This is a genomic window from Akkermansiaceae bacterium (assembly GCA_024233115.1).
Lineage (GTDB): Bacteria > Verrucomicrobiota > Verrucomicrobiia > Verrucomicrobiales > Akkermansiaceae > Oceaniferula.
Genome location: JACKQB010000002.1, coordinates 844,373 through 866,021 on the forward strand (window position 1 = coordinate 844,373; position 21,649 = coordinate 866,021).

17 protein-coding genes are annotated in these 21,649 nt (G+C 52.9%); 5 read left to right on the forward strand and 12 right to left on the reverse strand.

What is annotated here, in order from left to right; translation table 11 throughout:
• Nucleotides 1-5 precede the first annotated feature (5 nt).
• From H7A51_07800 to H7A51_07820, 5 genes are all read right to left on the reverse strand, one after another.
• On the reverse strand, nucleotides 6-932 hold the full coding sequence (locus tag H7A51_07800) for a serine/threonine-protein phosphatase (protein MCP5536128.1): 927 nt from the start codon (nucleotides 930-932) through the stop codon (nucleotides 6-8).
• Nucleotides 933-940: 8 nt separating this feature from the next.
• Complete coding sequence (locus tag H7A51_07805; GenBank protein ID MCP5536129.1) at nucleotides 941-1,678, reverse strand: FHA domain-containing protein; 738 nt, start codon at nucleotides 1,676-1,678, stop codon at nucleotides 941-943.
• A gap of 75 nt (nucleotides 1,679-1,753) precedes the next feature.
• Nucleotides 1,754-2,500, reverse strand: a complete 747-nt coding sequence (locus tag H7A51_07810) for a MotA/TolQ/ExbB proton channel family protein (protein ID MCP5536130.1) — start codon at nucleotides 2,498-2,500, stop codon at nucleotides 1,754-1,756.
• A 46-nt stretch (nucleotides 2,501-2,546) separates the two neighbouring features.
• Nucleotides 2,547-4,388 (reverse strand): FHA domain-containing protein, encoded by a 1,842-nt coding sequence (locus H7A51_07815; protein ID MCP5536131.1) that lies wholly within the window; start codon nucleotides 4,386-4,388, stop codon nucleotides 2,547-2,549.
• A 231-nt stretch (nucleotides 4,389-4,619) separates the two neighbouring features.
• Nucleotides 4,620-6,251 (reverse strand): protein kinase, encoded by a 1,632-nt coding sequence (locus H7A51_07820; GenBank protein MCP5536132.1) that lies wholly within the window; start codon nucleotides 6,249-6,251, stop codon nucleotides 4,620-4,622.
• 90 nt (nucleotides 6,252-6,341) lie between these two features.
• Between H7A51_07820 and H7A51_07825 the strand changes: the two genes are divergently transcribed.
• From H7A51_07825 to H7A51_07835, 3 genes are read left to right on the forward strand one after another with little or no spacing between them, the layout of a single operon-like run.
• Nucleotides 6,342-7,202 carry a VWA domain-containing protein gene (locus H7A51_07825; GenBank protein ID MCP5536133.1) on the forward strand — a complete coding sequence of 287 codons (861 nt, stop codon included), beginning with the start codon at nucleotides 6,342-6,344 and terminating at the stop codon, nucleotides 7,200-7,202.
• 33 nt (nucleotides 7,203-7,235) lie between these two features.
• Nucleotides 7,236-8,099 carry a protein phosphatase 2C domain-containing protein gene (locus H7A51_07830; protein ID MCP5536134.1) on the forward strand — a complete coding sequence of 288 codons (864 nt, stop codon included), beginning with the start codon at nucleotides 7,236-7,238 and terminating at the stop codon, nucleotides 8,097-8,099.
• A gap of 34 nt (nucleotides 8,100-8,133) precedes the next feature.
• Nucleotides 8,134-9,561, forward strand: a complete 1,428-nt coding sequence (locus H7A51_07835) for a trypsin-like peptidase domain-containing protein (GenBank protein MCP5536135.1) — start codon at nucleotides 8,134-8,136, stop codon at nucleotides 9,559-9,561.
• Between the two features lie 2 nt (nucleotides 9,562-9,563).
• Here H7A51_07835 and H7A51_07840 read toward each other — a convergent pair whose 3' ends face one another.
• The gene (locus H7A51_07840) at nucleotides 9,564-11,486 is read right to left on the reverse strand and encodes an SEL1-like repeat protein (GenBank protein MCP5536136.1); all 1,923 of its coding nucleotides are present in this window, start codon (nucleotides 11,484-11,486) and stop codon (nucleotides 9,564-9,566) included.
• 199 nt (nucleotides 11,487-11,685) lie between these two features.
• Nucleotides 11,686-12,861 (reverse strand): hypothetical protein, encoded by a 1,176-nt coding sequence (locus tag H7A51_07845; GenBank protein ID MCP5536137.1) that lies wholly within the window; start codon nucleotides 12,859-12,861, stop codon nucleotides 11,686-11,688.
• Between the two features lie 122 nt (nucleotides 12,862-12,983).
• Between H7A51_07845 and H7A51_07850 the strand changes: the two genes are divergently transcribed.
• A protein-coding gene (locus H7A51_07850; protein ID MCP5536138.1) for an IS5 family transposase occupies nucleotides 12,984-13,777 on the forward strand; the annotation gives its coding sequence in 2 pieces (ribosomal slippage) (nucleotides 12,984-13,278 and nucleotides 13,278-13,777; 795 coding nt in all).
• A gap of 117 nt (nucleotides 13,778-13,894) precedes the next feature.
• Here H7A51_07850 and H7A51_07855 read toward each other — a convergent pair.
• The 5 genes from H7A51_07855 to H7A51_07875 all read right to left on the reverse strand — a co-directional run bounded on the left by H7A51_07855 (nucleotide 13,895) and on the right by H7A51_07875 (nucleotide 21,111).
• Entirely contained in the window at nucleotides 13,895-14,086 is a 192-nt protein-coding gene (locus H7A51_07855) for a hypothetical protein (protein ID MCP5536139.1), read from the reverse strand.
• Nucleotides 14,087-14,146: 60 nt separating this feature from the next.
• On the reverse strand, nucleotides 14,147-14,779 hold the full coding sequence (locus H7A51_07860) for a sigma-70 family RNA polymerase sigma factor (protein MCP5536140.1): 633 nt from the start codon (nucleotides 14,777-14,779) through the stop codon (nucleotides 14,147-14,149).
• 188 nt (nucleotides 14,780-14,967) lie between these two features.
• Nucleotides 14,968-17,058, reverse strand: a complete 2,091-nt coding sequence (locus tag H7A51_07865) for a S9 family peptidase (GenBank protein MCP5536141.1) — start codon at nucleotides 17,056-17,058, stop codon at nucleotides 14,968-14,970.
• A gap of 460 nt (nucleotides 17,059-17,518) precedes the next feature.
• Nucleotides 17,519-19,741: a hypothetical protein gene (locus tag H7A51_07870; GenBank protein MCP5536142.1), complete on the reverse strand. Its 2,223-nt coding sequence runs from the start codon at nucleotides 19,739-19,741 to the stop codon at nucleotides 17,519-17,521.
• An 80-nt stretch (nucleotides 19,742-19,821) separates the two neighbouring features.
• Nucleotides 19,822-21,111 carry a PcfJ domain-containing protein gene (locus H7A51_07875; protein ID MCP5536143.1) on the reverse strand — a complete coding sequence of 430 codons (1,290 nt, stop codon included), beginning with the start codon at nucleotides 21,109-21,111 and terminating at the stop codon, nucleotides 19,822-19,824.
• A 292-nt stretch (nucleotides 21,112-21,403) separates the two neighbouring features.
• Between H7A51_07875 and H7A51_07880 the strand changes: the two genes are divergently transcribed.
• On the forward strand, nucleotides 21,404-21,649 hold a 246-nt coding region (locus H7A51_07880; GenBank protein ID MCP5536144.1), incomplete at its 3' end, for a hypothetical protein.

Genomic DNA, 21,649 nt, shown 5'->3' on the forward strand with positions numbered 1-21,649 from the left:
CTGCACTACTGGACTGGTGGAGTTACCCCACGCCGAATGAGACGGGTCTTGCTTTGCAGCTCCTCGTCCCCCTCTCGGTTTTCGCCCTCTCCGGGAAGAGGGATCCGAATCACATTAATGGAGGTATTATCCTGCTTGGGATTTGCCTCCCTGACCACGGCCTTGAGAAGCTTCTTGGTAATTCCCTCGGCAGTCAGATTTTTATGCCTGTCCAAACGCATTTTAATCGCCGCTTGGTCCAGTGTCTGAATCCCATCGGATGCTACAATGACAATGTCACCCGGCAATAGAAGAGTCGCTTCAAGCGGGCAATCTACCAGTTCGATTTCTTCCCCGGTCATCGCAGCGCGAAGCACATTCCGGTCCGGGTGCGTGGCGATATCCTGTTGGTTGAGAGTCCCATTAGCCACCTGCTCCAGCAGCAGAGGCATCATCGAATGGTCTTCATTGATCTGGGATAGCTCTCCGTCGCGGTAGAGATACAGGGGGGAATCACCCACACTTACCCAGTGCAATGAACCCTCGGTCACGACGGCAGCCAACAACGTAGCCCCCATGCCCTCGAGGTCTGGATTTTCATCCATCGCGGCAGCTAAAGCCTGATTAGCCGCCAGCATAGCAGACCGGAGCATCGCAGGAATCCTCTCTTTACGGGCATATCGACCGCAGTAATCCACAAAAGTATCAACCACGCAGCGGCTGGCGAAGTCGCCGGCGTTTTCACCGCCCATGCCGTCCGCCATAATGACGAGCAATGTCCCGATCCCGGATTCACCATGTGGCACAGATTCAGAATCTGCCGGATCTGTATCCGCTGATTCTCCTCCGACCTGCGCGACAGCATCCAACGAGGCAAACCCCTGGGCGTCTTCCTGATAAGGGCGGGCGCCTGCAATCTGCACTCCGGCAAAGTCTTTGTCCAACAGCAACATCAGCTCGTTTATTCTGAACTCTCAGCCTCGACATCAGCCCAGTCAAAGTCATTGCCGCAGAATGGAGCGAATCGAAGTTTGGTCTCACTCACTTCAATGATGTCTCCCGGTTTAAGGGCAGTTGGACTATCAAGATCCTCATCATTGAGATAGACAATATTAGCTCCCTCCCCGGGAAGGATTTTAAATCGACGTTTTTTAGGATCATAGCGGATAACAAAAGCATTACTTCGTGAAATGCCAGCATCTCCAAAGCCGAGGCAAACCCGTGGTGCATCGTGGCCGCCGCCTCTACCTACCCGATTATCCTGCTCACCGATACAAATCATACTTCCTTGTCCCGGGCCGTCGATAACGACCAGCCAACCGACCACGGGATCAGCCATCGAACTTCCAGGGCCTCCTGAGGGACCGGCCTCTACACTTTGGTTTTGAACCGAGGATCTGCGGACCAACTTGGTTTTACTGGAATCAATGATTCTGGTAGCATCATTACCACCGGCAGGCGGTGAGTCACCCAGTCCACCGACCAGAGGTATATCAGTCACCGGCGTGGCACCCCCGGCCCTTGGTAAGATACGGGTTTCATCGGGATCATTCACTTGATCGGACAAAGGTCGGGCAGCATGACCGGTCGGCTTGAGAATGCGGGTAGCGTCAGCATCATCCTGATCCGACGGAGCAGGAGGTTGAGGAGTTGCCTTGTTGGAGCGAATTATTCTTGTTTTATCGGAGTCGGGGTCCATTTTTTTGTTGGTTGTTCGATGTTGGGTTAGTCTGTGAATACGGGTGATGTTCTAAAAAACTTGTGGACTGGATTCCTACGGATTGTAGAGCTTATTGATGAGGTGGTCGATGCAATATTGCCCTGATTGATTCAGAGAGCCCTCTTCCCGGCCTTGGCAAATGTGCATCATTAACACGAGTACCCCGGACATCACCAGAGCAAGTAAGGTGGTGTAAAAAGCAACTCCAAGATCCATGGAAACCACATAGAGCAAGTCGTCTGTATTTCCCGCATGAGATTCCGCAGCGGCCCGGTTCAGCCCGTCGGCAATCCCGCGCACGGTGCCAATGAAACCAATCGTCGGGATCACCCACATGATGTAACGCAGCATGTTGTATTTAAGGTCGATTTCGTGGAGGAACAGCTCCAGACTGGAATCCATCACGCTGTTCGCCTGCTCTGATGAGTTTGACATTTGAAACTTCCTGACGATCCGCTGGATCAGTCTCGGCAAGTAGGCGTCCCCTGCTTTTTGGGCACGCTTGTAAAGCTCGGGAAGCTCCTTGGAGGTTAAAACAACCGACTCGTCCTCTGGAAGGATTTTCCGGTGGAGTTGATGGACTTCCCTGCTGGAATCTCTGAATCTCAAAAGCAGTTCACCAGCCCCTATGCAGAAAAAAGCCCACATGAATGCCTGCTCTGATAGATACACTTTTTCCTCGGTGGCCTTATTGATCAACAGCTTGGCCGAATCGCAACCACCCTTGAGCAAGATGTTGAGGAACACCACTATCGCAATGGCTACCCCGAGTGAGAGAAGGGCCGTGGATAGTCTTTTCATTGTGATGATGTTCCCCCTAATGGACAGGCCAGGGACGGCTACCTAACTAGGATTTCAGGCTAAAAGTGAAGCATACTTCCCCCACCTCCAAAGAGTCACCAGCGCGAAGCTCTTTCTGGGTAACCTCCACTCCATTAACCAACACCCCATTCCCTGAATCCAGATCAGTGACGATGAACTTGCCATCCCTCTTGCAAAGGATTTCCGCATGATGCCGGGACACGCTGTCGTTTTTAAAGGTGAGGTCGTTATCGCTGCCGCGCCCAATCCTAACTGCTGTTTTACTGATGGGAAACACCCCATACTTTCCACCGTCACCAAAGAGAAGCTGGGCAACGACCGTCTCACTGGCCGCCGGAAGTGTCTGGCAAATCGCAGTGCCATTCCCAAACTCAAATTCCTTGGGATACACCGATCCGGGAATACCCGGGTCCGTCACATCCTCCACCTCGGCGAACTGTGCGTCGGTGGCTGGACTGATCGGAAAATCTCCCAGATCGTCATGTTGCGTTTTCTTACGGTTCAGAACAAAAATAACAATTGCCAAGATAACAGCCACAACAACCCCAATCACTCCAAACATGGGGAGGCCGAACAGACGCTTGGCATCGGCTTTGGTAGACGCGGGTGAGTCCGGCCCGGCGGATGCAGCATCGTCTTCTTCATCCGCGGGGGGCACTTTTTCCCCGAGCCCCTTCAAGAGATCTTCAAAGCTGAGCTTCGCATCGTCTGCCAGCTTATCGAGTCCGGACACCGCCTTGTCAGCCTCTTCTTTGGTAAGCTTGGCATCGGCTATCATTTTCTTTGCCTGGTCCACGGCTGCCGTCACTTTGACCATGGCTGCATCGGTGATTTTTTTTGACTCGACCAGCCTATCTGTCGAAGCGGGATCTATTTTCCCAACAGCCTCTACTGCTTCTTTGACGAGTGCATCCACCTTCGCTGTTGCATCCCCTAGAATTTTTTCAGCAGCGGACGGTTGCTGATTGTTGAGCTTCTCAGTCCGGTCATACGTGAAAGTGTATTTTTTTCCGTCCTCAACCTCTACCGAAAGCTCCACCTTCTTCGCCTGCTCGCGCCCAATCAAATCAATCTGGGCCGATCCACCGGATTCGAGGTCTTGATAAAGCCCCGCGACAAAGGATGAGGGGATCGTGATGTTTGCCTTATCCACCTTGATCATCTGTCCGTGCATCACATTAGTGAGTGCTTCCGCGACATCCAGCTCACTATCCGATGTGTGTACTAAAATAATGCTGTGACACACAATACGCAAATCTTTCAGCCGCTTCGTCGCCCGCTTCGTAAAGTCCTTGGCACCCCACACCACATCCTCACTTTGCCAGTCAGAGATCACAACCAGAGATTTTCTGTCCGCCTGCACCTTCTCCAGCTCCGCAATCGCCTTAATCACACTGCCATAAAGAATGGTGTTTTTCCCACCGGCCTCCAACGACTTTACTTTTTGGGCCACATCCTTCAAGGAGCTGCCCATCGGGGCAAACGCATTATTAAGCTGCCCAGTGAATGGATACACGCCAATATTGTGCCTGCCGTCCCTGGCCTTGGCCAAGGTCGCCGTTATCAGTTTTTTAACCTGCAACATTTCCTGGCCGCGCCGGGCATCGCTGGTATCCACCAAAAACAGCACCGCTGATTTTTTTGCTGCGTCATCAGTGTAAGAAACCAAATTGGCGATAACATCCTGCCCGTCCGCTTTCACCTCCACCTTGCTCACCGCCTCATGCGGCAGGAGCTTGTAGTCAAACACCACCTTCGGCGGTTTGCCATCATCCTCGGTTGCCGAGGTGAACAACGGGTCAAATCCCCCCATCACACAACCAAGCCCGAGAAGCCAGACTACGGCACTGCGAACAACCAACTTCATGGAACACCTCTGGTTCGTCATTTGATGAGCTGAAGACATAGCAGGAGACTACAGAATTAACAGATGATGACAACCAAACAAACTGCCTATTTTATTCATCAGATCTATGTCCATCAACTGGCCTTGGCATGCCACCTTTGAGAGCAACCGGCCTGGATCGTTTCGTGGGATGCTGACTGTAGTTCTTGACCTTGATCTCGGAGAGTTGAGCGCTATACCTCTCACGCGTAACTACAGCCAAATCTCTTGTATATGACTGGGGGCAGCACCAAATTTGTTCGCTTTATTTCGACCTTTCTGGAAACAAATGAGACCAGTAATATAAAATATACTGAAGACTGAAGCCAGGCCAAGGGACAGAAGAAGAAGACCCGGAACTCCCATGAATAGGTCTAGGCTGGATAAATAGAAACTCGACGCATAGAGCAGCCAAAGCCAGTGACCAGAATACCCAACGTCATGCAGTCTTTTGACGTTTAATGGGAGCAATAGTAAGAAATTGGCAAGGAAACAAATGAAAGCTAACAGATTACTCTCTGCATTGTTCCCCCAAATCAACAACGGCAGGGCAATACACCAACATATCCACCAGGTTCTGCGCCTTATTCTGCCTTCAAATTTGAACCAATCCCGAATTACACTGTAGATAATTTCGTTGTCATTCGCGAGATACTCATCCTTTGGTGAAGCAGGAATGCTCGTGTCTTCTTTTATGATTGGAGGTTCGGAGACGTCATTATCTGTAGCCGCAAATTCTGGTGTTCCGCCCGCCAGAAGCATCTTCACTTTATTTTCAGACCTCCGGGAACCACGCCTTTGTCTCCTGGAAGACACTCCCAGACCTGGAGGCCACAATGATCGTGGTGCTTGTCCATTTTCTACACTTTGGGTTAATCTTTCTTCCTCTAGCCAAATTTCAGGAGCGGGGGAATCAGCATCTGGGTCGAACTCTGGGAATCGAACGACATTCACCTCGTTACCCATCACACCCTTCCACACTTCCACAGATTGTGGACGCTCGGTCATTTCCATCCGCAAAGACGCATCCACTGCCGACAACAAGGAGACTCCATACCGAGCTGCATAGGTTTCGTTTTCGACCAACGGCTGATAACGATCCTCATACACCCGGTCGCTGGCGTCATCCGGCTTTTCACCGGTGATGCATTTATGCATCGTGGCTCCCAGCGCGTAAATGTCCGTGTAGGGGCCCTGCTTCGCCCGGGAGGTGTATTGCTCGAAGGGCGAATATCCGGCGCTCAGCATCTGGGTGATCGTCACCGTCTTGCCCTGCGTCTGGGTGGCCGCCCCGAAGTCAAGTAATACAGGAGAGCCGTCCGGCTGCACCATGATGTTTCCGGGTTTGATGTCCCGGTGAATGATCCCCTGGGAATGCAGCAAATCCAGCCCCGACATCAGCGGGTAAAAGATCCGCTCAAATTCAGCCTTGGAGCGGAACGTGCCACCGTGTTTTTTAAGGTAGTCCCCCAGGGTTTCCCCCTCGACATAGTCCATGACCATGTAGCAGGTGCCGTTCGCCTCCATCAGGCGATGCACGCCAACCACCGCCGGATGACTCATTCCGGCGAGGATTCTGGCCTCCGAGATGAAGTACTTCCGCGTCGCCTCGAAATCATCCTGATTCCCGGAACTCTTCGCCCTCACGGTGGCCTCCCCGGCTTGGCGAACGGCTATACCGTCCGGCAGCAGCTCCTTGACAGCGTAGTATTTACCGAGGTTGACCTCCCGCGCCAGGTAGGTCACCCCAAAGCCGCCGGCACCGAGGACTCTTTCAATCTCGTAGGTGTCGAGACGAGTCCCGGCTCGCAGGGCATTGGTATATTCTTCTTGCTTCTCAGCCATGGAAATCTGTCCCAGATATAGATAATTTTGGATCAAATGCCAGAATTAAAGTTGCTCTCCAACAGCATTCCATCCTAGTTTGCACATGTAATGCGCCGTCCATCCCGCCAGTTGAACATCTTCAGCATTTCCTCGCTCGATTTGTTTGCTTCGGCTATGGGAGCGTTCGTCATCATTACCGTGATTCTTTTCCCCTATTACCTGAAAAAAGCACCGACCATCGACGAAAACCAACGGCTGGAAGAAAAACTAGCGCAAGCCCAACAGAAGATCGCCGAACTTGATGCCGCCAAGGGGAAAATAGCCGCGCTCGAAGAGGCCATCAAAAAGGCGGAAACCAAAGCAGATGCCTTGCAGCCCAAAGACATCGAAGTGGTGTTCGTATGTGACACCACCGGCAGTATGCAGGACCACATCGACGGCATCAAAGCCAACCTCAAGGACGTTGTGGACATTCTTAAACTTGTGAACAAACGCACCCGAATTGGATTTGTGGCTTACAAGGATATCGTCGAACGAGGTCACGCCAATACTTACGTTACCAAAACCTTCCCACTCCGGGAAATGAATGACACGTCTTTCCATCAGCTTAACACCTTTGTTGACAGCCTGACGGCTTTTGTTGTCAACAACCGTGATCTCCCGGAATCCCTGTCCTACGGAATCTCTGACGCTATCAACATGCCGTGGAGCCCAGGGAAAAGTAAGCCGATCATCATTGTCATTACCGATGCCTCAGCCAAGGACCCCGGCAAAACAATCGCATTGGCAAAACAATTTATGCGTCGATCTGATTCCGCAAAAATCACGACCATCCTGGCCCGCACCGAAAACATGGACCCAAAGGCGCCGACCTTTCTCAAACAGCTCGCCCAGATTGGAAAGGGTGAATACATCATCGATTCCGGTCGTATGCTCAATAGCCTGATGCGGGCCACTCTTTCCGATTGATTCCCTCATCACCCCTCACCTCACGCATTCGCCATGCAAAATATTGAAACAACCTCATTCTCCCACGTCGGGACTCGGGAGGAACAACAGGACTCGGTCGGCATGTGGTCCAATGACCGCTCCCACCTCATCGTTGTGGCCGACGGCGTGGGCGGCAATGTCGGTGGCGCCGCGGCGTCTCAAGCGGCCATCCAATGCGCCAAGGACTATTGGCAAATGCACGACGGTGTTTTCCCTGCTCCGGAGGATGACCTCACAGCCATCGCCCAGCTCTCGCACGATGCCATCCGGGAGCTCCACCCTAACGAAAGAAGAACTCCGTCCAGCACGTTAGTTGCTCTCTACTTGGATACCGACAAAAAAGAAGCGCACTGGGTTCACATGGGGGACAGCCGACTCTACCGGATCAACAACGGCAAATCCATTACCCGCACACTCGACCACTCCATTGTGCAACTCCTCCTACAACAAGGGGAAATCACCGAGGACGAACTCAACTCCCACCCGGACAAGGGGCGTATCCTCAAAAGCCTGGGGGCCAGCACCTTCAAAGGTGTGGACTACGATTCCTGCACCTATTCACCGCGCGACACATTTCTCCTCTGCTCCGATGGCTACTGGGAAAGCCTTGGACCCAATGACAAACCCCTCCCTCCTATCGCCACGGGCATGACAATGGAGCAATACGCTAGAAAGATCGTCATGGACGCCGTTGCCCGGAACGGAGAGAAAAGTGACAACACCACCGTGGCCATCGCTTTCATCCCGCAAACCGATCAATCCGATTCACCACCATCATCGAATCTAAAATGGAACCTTACCGCCATCCTCTTGATCCTCATCGCTCTGGTGGATGTCGCCATCATCCTCTGCTATTTCCTTTCTCCTGAGCAATAGACTTTGACTAACTCCCCCCTACCCATTTATCATCATGCACCAATCTCTCAATATCATCCTTTTTACCAGCTTGCTCATTTTGACTGGCTGCCTCAACTCCTGCAATAAAGGCCCTAAAAAATTTGTGGCCAAAGATGCAGAACAGGGAGTAGTGCAGATATTCGCAGCTAACGAAAAAGGTGTCAGCTCAGGATCTGGTTTTTACATAGGGGACAATCTCATCGTTACTAACTGGCACGTGGTTGCCACCCCCAATCTCAAACTACTTGTCGCAGGTCGAAAAAACGGAAAAGACTCCATTGAGCTTCAAGATGCCACTGTTGAGTGGTCCGATAAAGAATTGGACATGGCTATCATCCAAGTTCCCGATATTGAATGCGACGAACTCACCCTCAGCAGCGCGCCAATCCAAAAAGGAAGCCGAGCCTACGCCATTGGCTTCCCTGCCTCCGCCAGCCTGCCAAAAGAAAGCATGGAGGATTTCTACAGGTTGCTATTTTCTAACAAAAGAGGGGTTATTAAAGACTTAGATTCCAGCATCGTTCAAATTCTCGACCCAACAGTCAGCAGTGGGGAGATCCGCAAAACAACCAAACGTAAATGGTTCCAACATTATTCAACCAAACTTGAAGTCATCGATCATGACGTGAATATTGGGCACGGAAACAGCGGAGGCCCACTACTCGATGAGTGTGGTCGAGTGATTGGTATCAATACCGCAGGATTAGACGCTGAAGTGGATAATAACTTAACTCTCGCAGACAACGTAAAACTATCGTCCAGCATCACCGAACTTATCAAAATCCTTGAGAGAAAAGACATCTCTGCCAATATCACCTCGACTCCCGTAGAAGACATCTTATCCGATGGATTCGGATGGACAACCTGGCTCCTGCTCATTCTCATCCTCGCCCTCGCTGTCTACATCCTGGTCACCCTGCGCAACAAACCCCAGTCGGAGACAATTGCTCAATATGCCGGCCGCGTCTCCGGATATACAAAACTTCAACGAGCCAGGCACAAGGATCAGCCGGTAGCAGCACCGCACGGTCCTCGGTGGGAAGGAGGGAAAATCGTTACAGACCCGCTCCTTCACCAAGCAGCACCGCCACCTCAACCAACACCACAGACACAATCACATTCCTGGATGCTACAAAGCGACCCCTCATCCGCCCATCACGTTCAACTCCCTATCAGCGAAGAACTCCTCAAGCAATACGGCTACAACCTCACCATCGGAAGAAAACCGGGAGTCGCCCACTTGGTCATCGACAACTCAAGCATTTCCAAAGCCCACGCTATCCTGTCATTCAGAAAAGGAAACTTTGCTATCATCGACCAACAATCAGCCAACGGCACACGCATCAACGGAACACCGCTCAACCCGGGCCAGAGGACAAGAATCAACCCAGGCGACATACTCACCCTGGGCGAAGTCAGCGTTGATTTCACCCGCATCTAAAGTTACTTCGGCCTTTCAGCCCACAATTTTTCAGCCGCTTTTTTTGCATCTGGATCAGTATTTCCGACCACTTTTTGAAGCCACCATTTGGCCATTTCCTCGTTTTTCTCAACGCCTATGCCGTATAAATAACTATATCCCGTATTATACTGCCCCCACGCATGCCCCTGATCGGCTGCTTTTCTACTCCACTTCGCTGCCTCCCACCGATCCTTACCAACTCCCCTTCCGTAGCTATACATTACTCCCAAATAATTCTGAGCACTTGCAAGCCCCTGCTCAGCAGCTTTCCTATACCACTTTACAGCCTCTCGATCATCCTTGATTACTCCCATTCCTTCGGCATACATCAGCCCCAGATTATACTGACTCTCCGCATACCCCTGCTCGGCGGCTTTCCTAATCAATTTCACTCCCTCGGCCTTATTCTTGCCGACTCCCATCCCAAAGAAATACGCTTCCCCTAAACAATTCTGAGCTCTTGCATCCTCCTGCTCGGCTGCTTTTCTATACCACTTCACTGCTTCACGGTCATCATTTTGTAAACCTACTGATGAGCTGTGAACTCTCCCCCACAAAAATTGGGCATCCACATTTCCTTCTTGAGCAAGCGCTTTTAAATCATCCTTATCCACCTTATCAAAAAAATCAGACGGGAAAGACCGGCCCGATGCAAATAAGCCTTGAGCTATCTTAAGGGCCTCCATTCGCGGATCAATTTGACGTGAGCTCTGCCGCCCCTTATTTTCACCTTCTCCCAGAATCACAACCATAATCACTCCAAACACAAATAATAACGCACTAGATATCAATACAGCCGTCATGATCGATTTGACCTTTTTCCACCGCTTAAGCTTGAGTGCCCGTAAAACCGGGTCTGGATTAGGGTTCGCAATCGGCGCAGGAGAAGGTAAAGGCGGTTGAGGTTCTTCTAATACCTGCGGAACTTTAGGTGAGACGGTGGCATTAGCATCAGCCCCCCGCATCTTAGGAAATGGCGGTGGGTTGACTCGATCCGGGGAAGATGCATCCCCTTTCGGCGTCATCATCTCCCGCCAAGCATCTACCCCCTGCGGCCTTTTTTTCGCATCCATCAACAATGCCTTGTCCACCGCCGACAAAACAGATTTCCCATAAGCCCCCAGATACTCTTTGTTTTTAGCCAAGGCTTTATATCCGTCATCATACACCCGGTCGCTGGCGTCATCCGGCTTTTCACCGGTGATGCATTTATGCATCGTGGCTCCCAGCGCGTAAATGTCCGTGTAGGGGCCCTGCTTCGCCCGGGAGGTGTATTGCTCGAAGGGCGAATATCCGGCGCTCAGCATCTGGGTGATCGTCACCGTCTTGCCCTGCGTCTGGGTGGCCGCCCCGAAGTCAAGTAATACAGGAGAGCCGTCCGGCTGCACCATGATGTTTCCGGGTTTGATGTCCCGGTGAATGATCCCCTGGGAATGCAGCAAATCCAGCCCCGACATCAGCGGGTAAAAGATCCGCTCAAATTCAGCCTTGGAGCGGAACGTGCCACCGTGTTTTTTAAGGTAGTCCCCCAGCGTTTCCCCCTCGACGTAGTCCATGACCATGTAGCAGGTGCCGTTCGCCTCCATCAGGCGATGCACGCCAACCACCGCCGGATGACTCATTCCGGCGAGGATTCTGGCCTCCGAGATGAAGTACTTCCGCGTCGCCTCGAAATCATCCTGATTCCCGGAACTCTTCGCCCTCACGGTGGCCTCCCCGGCTTGGCGAACGGCTATACCGTCCGGCAGCAGCTCCTTGACAGCGTAGTATTTACCGAGGTTGACCTCCCGCGCCAGGTAGGTCACCCCAAAGCCGCCGGCACCGAGGACTTTTTCAATCTCGTAGGTGTCGAGACGAGTCCCGGCTCGCAGGGCATTGGTATATTCTTCTTGCTTCTCAGCCATGGAAATCTGTCCCAGATATAGATAATTTTGGATCAAATGCCAGAATTAAAGTTGCTCTCCAACAGCATTCCATCCCTCACCCCGCTAGACACCAATCCTGCACGGTGCCAGCAACTTGTCGAGGTATGCGGGGCGGCGGCGAGGCCTTGTTGCTGCAGGAGGTTCCGAGTTCGCAAATGCCCCGATATAACACTACGGGCTATTTGGCACTCTGATGCCGTGCATGGAGGCTCAGGAACGCCTTTTTTTTGTCCTCCAGCAATGCCTCTCTATCTTTTCGTCTTTCTAGCGCAGCTCCATCTATCGACGAGATCTCGCTTTCTATAGCATTTCTAGCTGCTAGATAGATGTCATTATCTTCGACATATTTTCGCATCTTTCGGGTGACCGGAACGTATACAGGAACTGTTTTCTTGGCACCACTAACAGCTATATACTGAAAACGACGCCCTGTAAGCTCAACAATATCGGAAACGATTTGATCATCAACATAGCCAGCCGAATCCATTTCGACCTTGCATACCCCAGCTTGGCCTATTGAGATAAGTATGCCGTCATCAAGGACATTCAGCACTCGCCCTTGAATAATTCGGTCTATTTGGCCGTGGGCTGGCCTAATGGGCCTGACTAAGTTAGCAAGCTGCTTTTCTAGTGCCAGTTTTTTCAACTTATCTTTTTTTGCTAGAATAAGCTCTTCCTTTGCCATCTCATTTCTGAGCTTATCCTCTTCCTCTTGCCATTTTTCTTCGTCAGTTTTCCGGTATTCCGCAACCTCTTTTTGATCAAAACCCAGTTTTTTTACCAATGCATCAGGCAGTTGCTCGAAGGGGATGGTAGCAGTCCCAGCCTTGTGTAGTATCATGACGGCATCTGGCAATTTTTTTCTAATTCTAACATCATTATAGGTTTTTCCATCCTTCAACACGAGACTACTGATTGTGGAATCATCTTTATTGGCTGGAGCGTTGTTCACTTCTGCCGATTTTTCCATTTGCTGGATACGCAGCGACAGTTTGTTAATCATATTAGTTAAGTAACGACTGCTGTCGGGGAACCTCTTTGCAAAAGCCTTCAATTCATTGAGCTTATTCTTATGCGTTTGAACTGATATCCCATATTCTAAAGAGGGATAATAAACGGCACCACGGTATTTAGATGAATCGATTGTAATCAACCGACCCGATGGGGGAATCCTAAAATTGTAGCCGCCGCCATTCTTACCTGCGCTTGTGAATTGAGCCACTTTGGCACGGGAGTCTGAATCCCCCCTAAAATCGACGTATGCATAGAGGCCTTTAGCCTGCTGACTGTACGAGTTACAGGTGAAAAAAACCAGCAAGATGAGAATCAAATGTATTGGGACTATTGTTTTCATGACTGAGAATCTCTAGGAATTTTGTAGCAAAACAGTGAATATTTTTCTAAGAGCGTGTCTAAAAAGTCGTCATCTGCCCAGAATAGGCTGTACAATGTATTCTGTTAGAAATAGAATCATGGATGGACCAACGAAACACCTATCCTAGCGACCTGACAGACAAGGAATGGGACGTGCTCAAGAAGCTTGTTCCCGGCAATTCAAAACTCGGGCGCCCCGCGAGATATGCCAGGCGTGAGATCGTCAACGCGATTTTCTACATTGTGCGCAGTGGTTGTGCATGGAGGATGATGCCCCATGACCTGCCGCCGTGGAGGATCTGCTACTATTACTTCATGAAGTGGAAGCAGTGCGGCCTTTGGCAGGAAATCCACGACCACCTGCGTGGTCTTGTCCGGCTTAAGGCCGGAAAAAAAAAGCCCCGACTGCTGCGGCCATCGACAGCCAGAGTGTTAAGACAACTGACCACGCCGGAGTTCGTGGATATGATGCAGGCAAAAGAGTCAAGGGAAGGAAACGGCACATACTCGTGGATACCCTTGGACTCATCCTCGGACTGAAGGTTCATACCGCGGACATCCAGGATCGTGATGGAGCCCGCCTACTGCTTGAAAAAGCCCATGGCAGCTTCGGTTGGCTCAAGGTTATTTGGGCTGACTCCGCATACGCGGGCAAACTGGTGGATTGGGTGGCGATGCTGAAACGCCATAGGTGGATCAAACTCGATATCGTAAGACGATGCGACAAGGTGTCGGGGTTCAAGGTGCTTCCAAAGAGATGGATCGTGGAGCGAACCTTCGGCTGGCTATCCAAATCAAGGAGACTGTCCAAGGACTATGAAACATCCGTCGAGTCATCTGAGGCCTTCATTCTAATAGCAATGTCGAGGATCATGACTGCTAGATTAGCCCGTTAGGACTTTTTAGACACGCTCTAATACATCACCTGCTTCAGTGGAAGCATAATCTAGACAATTTTCCGTCGAATTTCACGATTAGGCATTTCGGGGGGCGGCAGGCTGGTAATTATGAGTCTATGAGTCATTGCCATCTTCCTCCTTGGCTAGCCGGATCCGGACTTTTTCCGCAATGCGCTGGACGTCGCGGCTGCCCGCAGAGGCTTCGTCCATGTGATAGGCCGCCGACAGCTCATTGATCAGGCTGGCTTCTTCTTCCTGCGTGTATGGCTCGCTGCTTAGGCGGGTTAATAAAGTAATGGTGTCCATGGCTTTAATGTCGTTCTGAGGTGAATGAGGTGGGCGGCTCTCGCTACATGCCCATAACAATTATTCATAAAATTCCTCCTGATATTCCGGCTGTTGGGCTAAATCGCGGAGTGCCGTCATCGCCTTGTAGATATTGCGGTCGATCATCGCCCGTTGTATTCCGAGATCCTCCGCCACATACTGGGGTGATTGGTGTTTAAGCTTTACCCGTTCGAAAATTTCAAACTGACGAAGCGGGATGCGGTTACGCAGGTCCTCAACCAAGGTAGCGAGCAGGGATTGCTTGAACGCCGCCATCTCTGTCTGCGATTCTGCCGGAAGCTCCATGTCCGGGGTCTCGACGCTGCTTGTTATTGGCTGGTGATTGATCGGGCGCTCTTTACGCAGCAAATCCACCACACGCGCGTTCGTCAACATCCGGAGGTAGGCACGGAGCCTGCCCTTCGATCTGTCATAGCGGTGTTGTCCACGGGCGAAAAAATCAGCAACGGTGTTTGCCACGGCATCCTCTATCAACCCCGAACTCGGCTCGTGCCCGCCGGTATGGTGCCGGTAACAGGCCCGGGCGATCATCTCAATAGGCGCATGGTATAGCTCTAGAAACCTCTTCCAGGACACCTGCCAATGTGAGTCACCACCCTCTTTTAATTTGGAGAGCAGATTAACGGATGTCGGTGGAAATTGCGCAGGCATTGTTACCATGTCTTGATACGGCTATTTATAGGTTCCGGGAAGGCTTTTTTATCAAATGCCCGCAGGCGCATCACAGAATGAAAGACGTCAACCGGGACACCCCCTTATTCGGGAGGATTCACAATATCTCCCCCAGAGTTTAAAAAATACCTATTCACCCAGCCAATCGCCTGCCGTCCATTGAACGCTCATCTACATTTGCCCGCGTCATCAATAACCGGTTTCGGTTTTCCGGCTCTACGAAATTGCGTGAGCCTGGCGGTGACTGCTTCTGCGGGTAACGGCCCTACTTTCCCTCCGATGTGTTGATGCAAAAATATCTCGATGGCCCGGTAAACCGCCATTTCTGATTCGGGCCGGGAAAAACCGTGCGCCTCGTCATCTGCTTGTAGATACTCCACTTGCTTGCCGTACTCACGCATTGCGCTGACCATTCGGTTTGCATGACTGACGGGGATCAGCTTGTCCTTTACTCCATGATAGATAAGCAAGGGAGCCATGATCGAAGCGGCATGGTTCACAGGTGAAAGATGCTCAAGAGACTCAAAAGCCTTTGCCCCGCCGAGACGACGTACCGTGTCTCCTGTATATGCCTGCCACTCGATCGGTGCGTAACTGGCATAGGATTGTAAATCGGATATACCAAACAAACTAATGCCTGCTGCATAACGCATCGGCGTGAATGCCAAGCCTGCGAGTGCAGCATAACCACCATACGACCCTCCTAAAATGGCAACGCGGCGCCGGTCAACGATGCCCTTACGCAGCAGGTTATCCACGCCATCAGTGATGTCATTTTGCATCACCCCTCTCCCCCACTGGCCGTCACCAGCATTCATGAATTTTTTTCCGTAACCTCGCGATCCCCGGAAGTTGGGCTGGAGCACAGCATAACCCCTACTTGCCAGAAACTGCACCCGGCCATCATAGCCTGGAGAAGTTCGCATCCTTGGCCCCCCGTGTGGAAATACGACCAAGGGCCAAGGCTTTTCTGCATGCAGGGGAAGCGTCAAGTAAGCCGGGATACGGCAACCGTCCCGTGCTTTGTAATCGTATCTCCTGGTTTTACATAAAGCGGACCGATCAATCATAGGCTGTTCTACCCAGAGCTTGCGGATACTCCGGGATTTAAGATCATAAAGATACACTGTGCCAGGGTCCCTGTCCGTGATGGTTTTTATTAAAAACCGTCTTTTGTCAGAGTCAAAACCCAGGCAAATCATCCGATCAAAACCCGGCATGGCAGAAACCGAGTGAAGCAATTGATTAAATGTCTTGGACTCTGATTTCCACCGCAACTTTACATCCACATAATTGGTGGCGAGAACGAGCCCTTGCCCACTGTCAAAGATGACTTCGCCAATATCTAATTTTCCAAGTGGGTCAGCAGCCACCTTTGTCCGCTGACCGCTGTCCAGATCAATGAATTCCAGGCGCGTGATGTCTGTATCCTTGTTGGTCAGCACCAATACCCGGGAGCCATCAGGCGTAGCTGACAACAAACGCAGGTCATCCTCTGGCTCTCCCTTAAAAACAACTCTAGCCCCGCCGTCATCCAACCTCAGTAACTCCTTGGCACCAGCTTGAGTCCATCGCAGACCCGCCACTGCCTCCCCCTTGGAATCCCATGCCCAAGCCATGATTTCATGGCTGTTTTTGCACAGCAATACAGGCTTGGCTCCTTCCCTTAAATCCAACCGGTAGAGGTCGGGGAATGCTGTCGGGGTGTCTGCGAGACCTATCAAGATCCAGGGTTTCCCCGCACTGGCTACACCTTGCAAGGAAACCGACTTACCCTTTTCCGTTAAGATCTCCCGCGTTGCCCTCTTACCAAGGTCAGAGAGAAATAGCCGCACCCTGCCTTCCGGCCCACTGGACTGCCAAAAAATAAATTGGCTCCCTATCCAAAAATAACAGACGACACCATGATCTTCAAACGAGATCCGCCTGGGATCACCTGATGCCGAATCTATACCGACAAGCCACAATATGTTGCGCCCATTTTCTCCCTCACTAAGATAAGCCACCTGTGCGCCGTCCGGACTCAGGCTCTCGGCAAAATGAGTCGATTTTGAAAAGAAACTTTCTAATGCGGGCAGCTTCCCGGGTTCAGCCGAACCCGCTATGGGAGAGAAACAAGAAAATCCCCCGACGCTAACAATCAGGACGGCGAGTCGGGGAAGGTGACATTTCCTCCAGAACCCGAAACCGACTAATTCCATTGTTAGTAAAAACACTTCCCTGTGCAAGCTGATCGCCTGATAGACAAAACCAATCAAGAACGTCCATGGTTACGGGGGCAAAGTTTGGGTTGGCCTCCCACCGTAGTAAGAGGCCAACCTCTTTAACACACAATCCTAATACGAACTGTCAGCACCAGAGCCATTGCACCAGGCACACTTTTGATTGCTGCCCGGACGCCATCCTGATCCGCTGCAATGGGAACACTTATGGCCTAATTCACATTTCGAACAACCTTCCACGTCTCGCATGGAATGTGCAGCATAAGTGATTCCTACAGACGCAATGATAGCTGTGACGGCTACGAGTAGATACTTTTTCATAATGGTTTAGTTGGTAATTTGGTTTTCAATTGGGTTTAGCCCCGTTTTCCGGGAGCAGATCCGGCTACCCCGGCTTCCCATCAATCACCCGGGGGGCTCATGAAAGAATCAAGGATGCAACCTTCTCCATCCCCTTGTTCGGATGGACTCTCATTATCTCCCCGATAAAATGAAACTATTTTTCCAGATCGGATTGATACCCCGGGTAAATCCTTTCCATGGCCTTCCCCGCCTCCTTGATTCCGAGGGCGTGTTTTTTGTCCGGCAATTGTGCAGCAAGCGCCAGGGCCTCTGCGTAATCAGCGTGAGCCTTGCCGAAATCCCCCATGACGACATTGATTCTGGCGCGTTGTTTGAGTAGACGAATCGACTGTTCCCCGCTCCGCTGGCCGGACGACTGGATCGCTTGAATCATCCTGGTCAGCAACTCCCGGGCTTCCTGTTTGCGGTCCAGGGCATTGAGCAGGCTGATGCGTGCTTCTATGAGCCTCGGGTTGTCGTCACGATGACAGAGCCTGATGAGTTCCGCTCCGGTCTCCTTGTCTCTGCCCAGACGTTTGAGAAGCAGGGCCCGGAAAAGCGACAGCACAGGAGTCTTAGCCAGGGCTGGGATGGAATGGGTTGTCCGTTCGAGCAGGCCTAATGTAGTGGCGTAATCCCCTTTTTGATAACTGTCCCGCATCATTCCTGAGATCATCCTCCTGCTTTTCATTGCGCTCTGGCTGTAAGGGACCCCCGGGTTCACAATGTCGTCCACGATGGAGTCAAAGACTTCGAGAACCCAGGCATCATCATGTTTGATTCCCGCCAGGCCTTTTAACGCCCCGTCAACCCGCCCCCCTGTCTTCGGCTTTGTATTCTCCAAGTATTGCTTGTAGGCCGGGTAGTCCGCTTCGTATGCAGCCCACATTGAGTCCACCAGCTTTCGCTGCTCCAGCTCCTTGGGGTTGGCTTTGTATGCCAACTGCCTGTCCGCATGCACCCCCTTGATATTACCTCTCTGTGCCCTGACATCAGCCCGCAGATAGAGGACAAATGTATTCAGCCCATACTTATCAAGGATTCTCGTCAAGTCGTGTTCCGCGGCATTCAAATCACCCAATTCTTCCCATATTTTTTTCCGGGCAGTCATGGGAGCGATTTGGGGGGACAGGTGAACTTCCTTTTTCAGCTCATCCTTGGCTTCATCAATGCGCCCCAGCGACTGCAGTGCCATGGCACGCGCTATCGAATACGATGGTTGATCCCGGGATTGGGGATAGGTAGCCCAAAGGGTTTCTATACAGGCAAGGGCATTCTCATATTTGCCGTCTTCCATGTATGCTTGAACCATCGCAGCCATGGCCCGGTAATCGGCCTTCTCTTCATCGGTCAGTTCTGGAGGGTTACCGGTAGCCCCACCCCCCGGCGAAAGGGTGCGGGGTGCCTGCGCCTCCCCACTGTCCTGGGCGCGGGACTCCCCCACAGGACGGCTCATCCACGCAATGACCAGCATGACCATTAGAGCCATACCCAGCACAGCCATTGTCATGTGTGCCTTTGACGGCTTGGCCTTCTCCGGCGCCACGCCTTCAAGGTCTTTTGCCATGGCATTGAAATCAACGTATCTCTCCGCTACAGCTTCTTCAGTGGCGCGGCGTATGACACCGTGTAGCCGCTTCCATTCGGAACGCTCGCTTTCAGAAAAACGATCCTGACCTTGCGGCGGCCAGAGAAATGCAGTCCTCCCCATTTTGTCCGGTGAATTTCCTGTTAGCAATGTGTACAGGGTCGCCGCGGCACCATACATGTCCGGGTGCCCGCCAATATACCACGACGGTGTTCCATAACCCGGAGTGCCCCGCCTTGTAATGATCGCCGCATCCTCTCCCAGCAAACTGACATCCCCCAGGCAGGGCTGGCCGTTAAAGTAGAGTATGTTGTCCGGCTTGACATCACGATGGACGAGGCCCGCATCAGAAACCGTCTGTAACGCCTGGAGAATTTTCCCCACGGTATCCACAATTTCCCGACTAGAAAACCACCCGGGCCGGTTCCTCTGCGCCTCAATTTTCGCAGCCAAACTCATGGGCACCCAATCCGGATCCCCGGGGTCTTCGGAGCCAAGTCCATCGGCCAGGGGCATGATGTAATAAAGCCCGTTTTTGTCATGATTCACATGCTCGATAGCAACCAGGTGAGGTGAGCGAAGCCGAGCCGCCGCATTACGATAATGCAGCAGCGATTGATACTCCTTCTCCAAATGCCCGGGGTTGGATGTGGAAATCATCTTCAAGGCCCGGTAGTCGCCCATCACTTCGGAACGACATAACCAAACCTCACCGAAACCTCCTCTTCCGATGAAACGAATGAGACGATACCCGTCCAGAACAGTATGCTCATTGAAAGTTGGTTTCATGGAATTTATCTAACTATGCAAAATACGGTGGCCAAGACAACTTCAAACACCACCCGCTGTTCCACAAGCTCCCCGCCCCGCTAGACTCCGATCCTGCACGGTGCCAGCCACTCCTCGACAAATGCGCGGGTGGCTGCGGGGGCTTTGCGGTTGCAGGAGGCCTCGAGTTCGGAGATGCCCCAGTTGCCGTCGTGCATCCGGCGGATGCACAGCGTCGCCCGGCTCGGGTACAGCACCCGGTAGATGTAGCATTTTCCCGCCGCCACCTCCGACGTGTAGCTGGCCACGCAGTTCTTCTGCTCCCGCCCCTCCGCCAGCAGATCGCTTTGGGAGCGCAACGGGGCGATCCTCCCCCGGATGCCGGGCAGCGGCGGCAGGGGCAGCGGGCCGTGGACCTTGCGCAGGGTTTCGAGTTTCCGGAACTCCTCCGAGACATGCGCGTGCAGTTCCCGGAGCCGCGCGACGGATCTCAGCGGGGGCAGCCGGTGGCCGTCCCTGAGTTCGTCCTCCATCGCCGCAATGTCACGGAGCATGGCGGCGGCGCACCCACGGTATTTCTCCCGCTTGTCCGCCGCCACCTCCTCCAGCAACGCGGGGGTCACAGCGGGCCGGATGTGCCGGGTGAGGATCAGCTCCATCACCCCGACGTTGATGGTGGGCACGTGCGCCAGCAGTTTCGAGGATTCTCCGTCGGGTTTGCGCAGAACGGCGAGAAGGAGTCTCCACAGGCGGCGGTCCACCGACTCCGGCGGGATCTTGCGGAAGAGCTTCACCAGGGCTGCGGTGCCGGGTAGCCTGAGCAGCTTGAGGAGGTCCCGCTGGGGCATCTTGCCGAGTCCGGATTTGTGTCCCGGGTGCTCCGGGAGCCAGTCCGCCACCGCATAGGCAAGCACCGGGTTGGACACGGCGACATCGAGAAAGCTCCGGTCGTGCGCCAGCAGGACAAGCAGGCTCCACTGGTGGCTGCGGAAGCGCTCCAGCACCCTGGCCACTTCCCCCGGCATCGAGAAACGGAACGCGTCGAAGGCCCGCTTCCGCTGACGGGCAAGGGTGAGGGGTGCCGGTGTCGCGGGTTTGTCCGCAGCCGCTTCCCCGCTGTCGTCCGCCCCCCACAGGTCGAGGCTGAGCTGGGCGTCGTCCGGGGCGGGCCTCTCCTTCGCCCCCTTTCCCGCCGCCGCCTTCCGCGCCCGGCGGTAGGGCGCCACCAGCCGGAACTCCGGGACAAAGGGCTTCCACGCGCCCTCCCCCTTGGCGATGGCCATGGGCTCCTCCCATCCGCGTATGAGCATGACCTCGTCCTCCTTGAATATCATCAGCTTGCCGTCCTTGAAACGGTAGCCTGGAGTCCGGGGTGTGCAGGGCGTCGGCATGGGTGGAAGTCAAAAATGGGTGCAGGGCAAAGGCCGCTTCCGGCATGAATGCAGGATTGCAACACCTGCAGCACGTGCCGTTGGCGTGAGGCGCGGGACGGGGAACACCGTTCTGTTTGCTTCGGTTTTAAACCGCACTCACCCGCGCTGTCGATTCCGGAGGCAGGTCACTTTCTGTTTTGGCGACCGGGCGACCGTTTTCAGCCGGGGGTTCCGCCGTAGGGCCGGGCTGCATTTTTACACTACTTTGGTGCCATTGCAACTTTTTGTTGCATTATTAAATATTGCCCCTATGATGGCCACGCCCATGAAGAAAAAAACCACCACCGAACCCGTGATCACCATTCCCAGGCTTGCCGTCGAGGAGCTCGACCAGGTCGAGTCGATGGACCCGGAGTTCTCCCTGAGGGATCTCGCGGACTGGGTGAACAGCGCGGTCGGGCGTTTCTACCCGGCAGCCGACGAGGGGCTCGACAAACGCGTGAGCGACAGCTTCTCCGAGCGCGCCCTGCGCCACTACCAGACGCTCGGTTGCCTG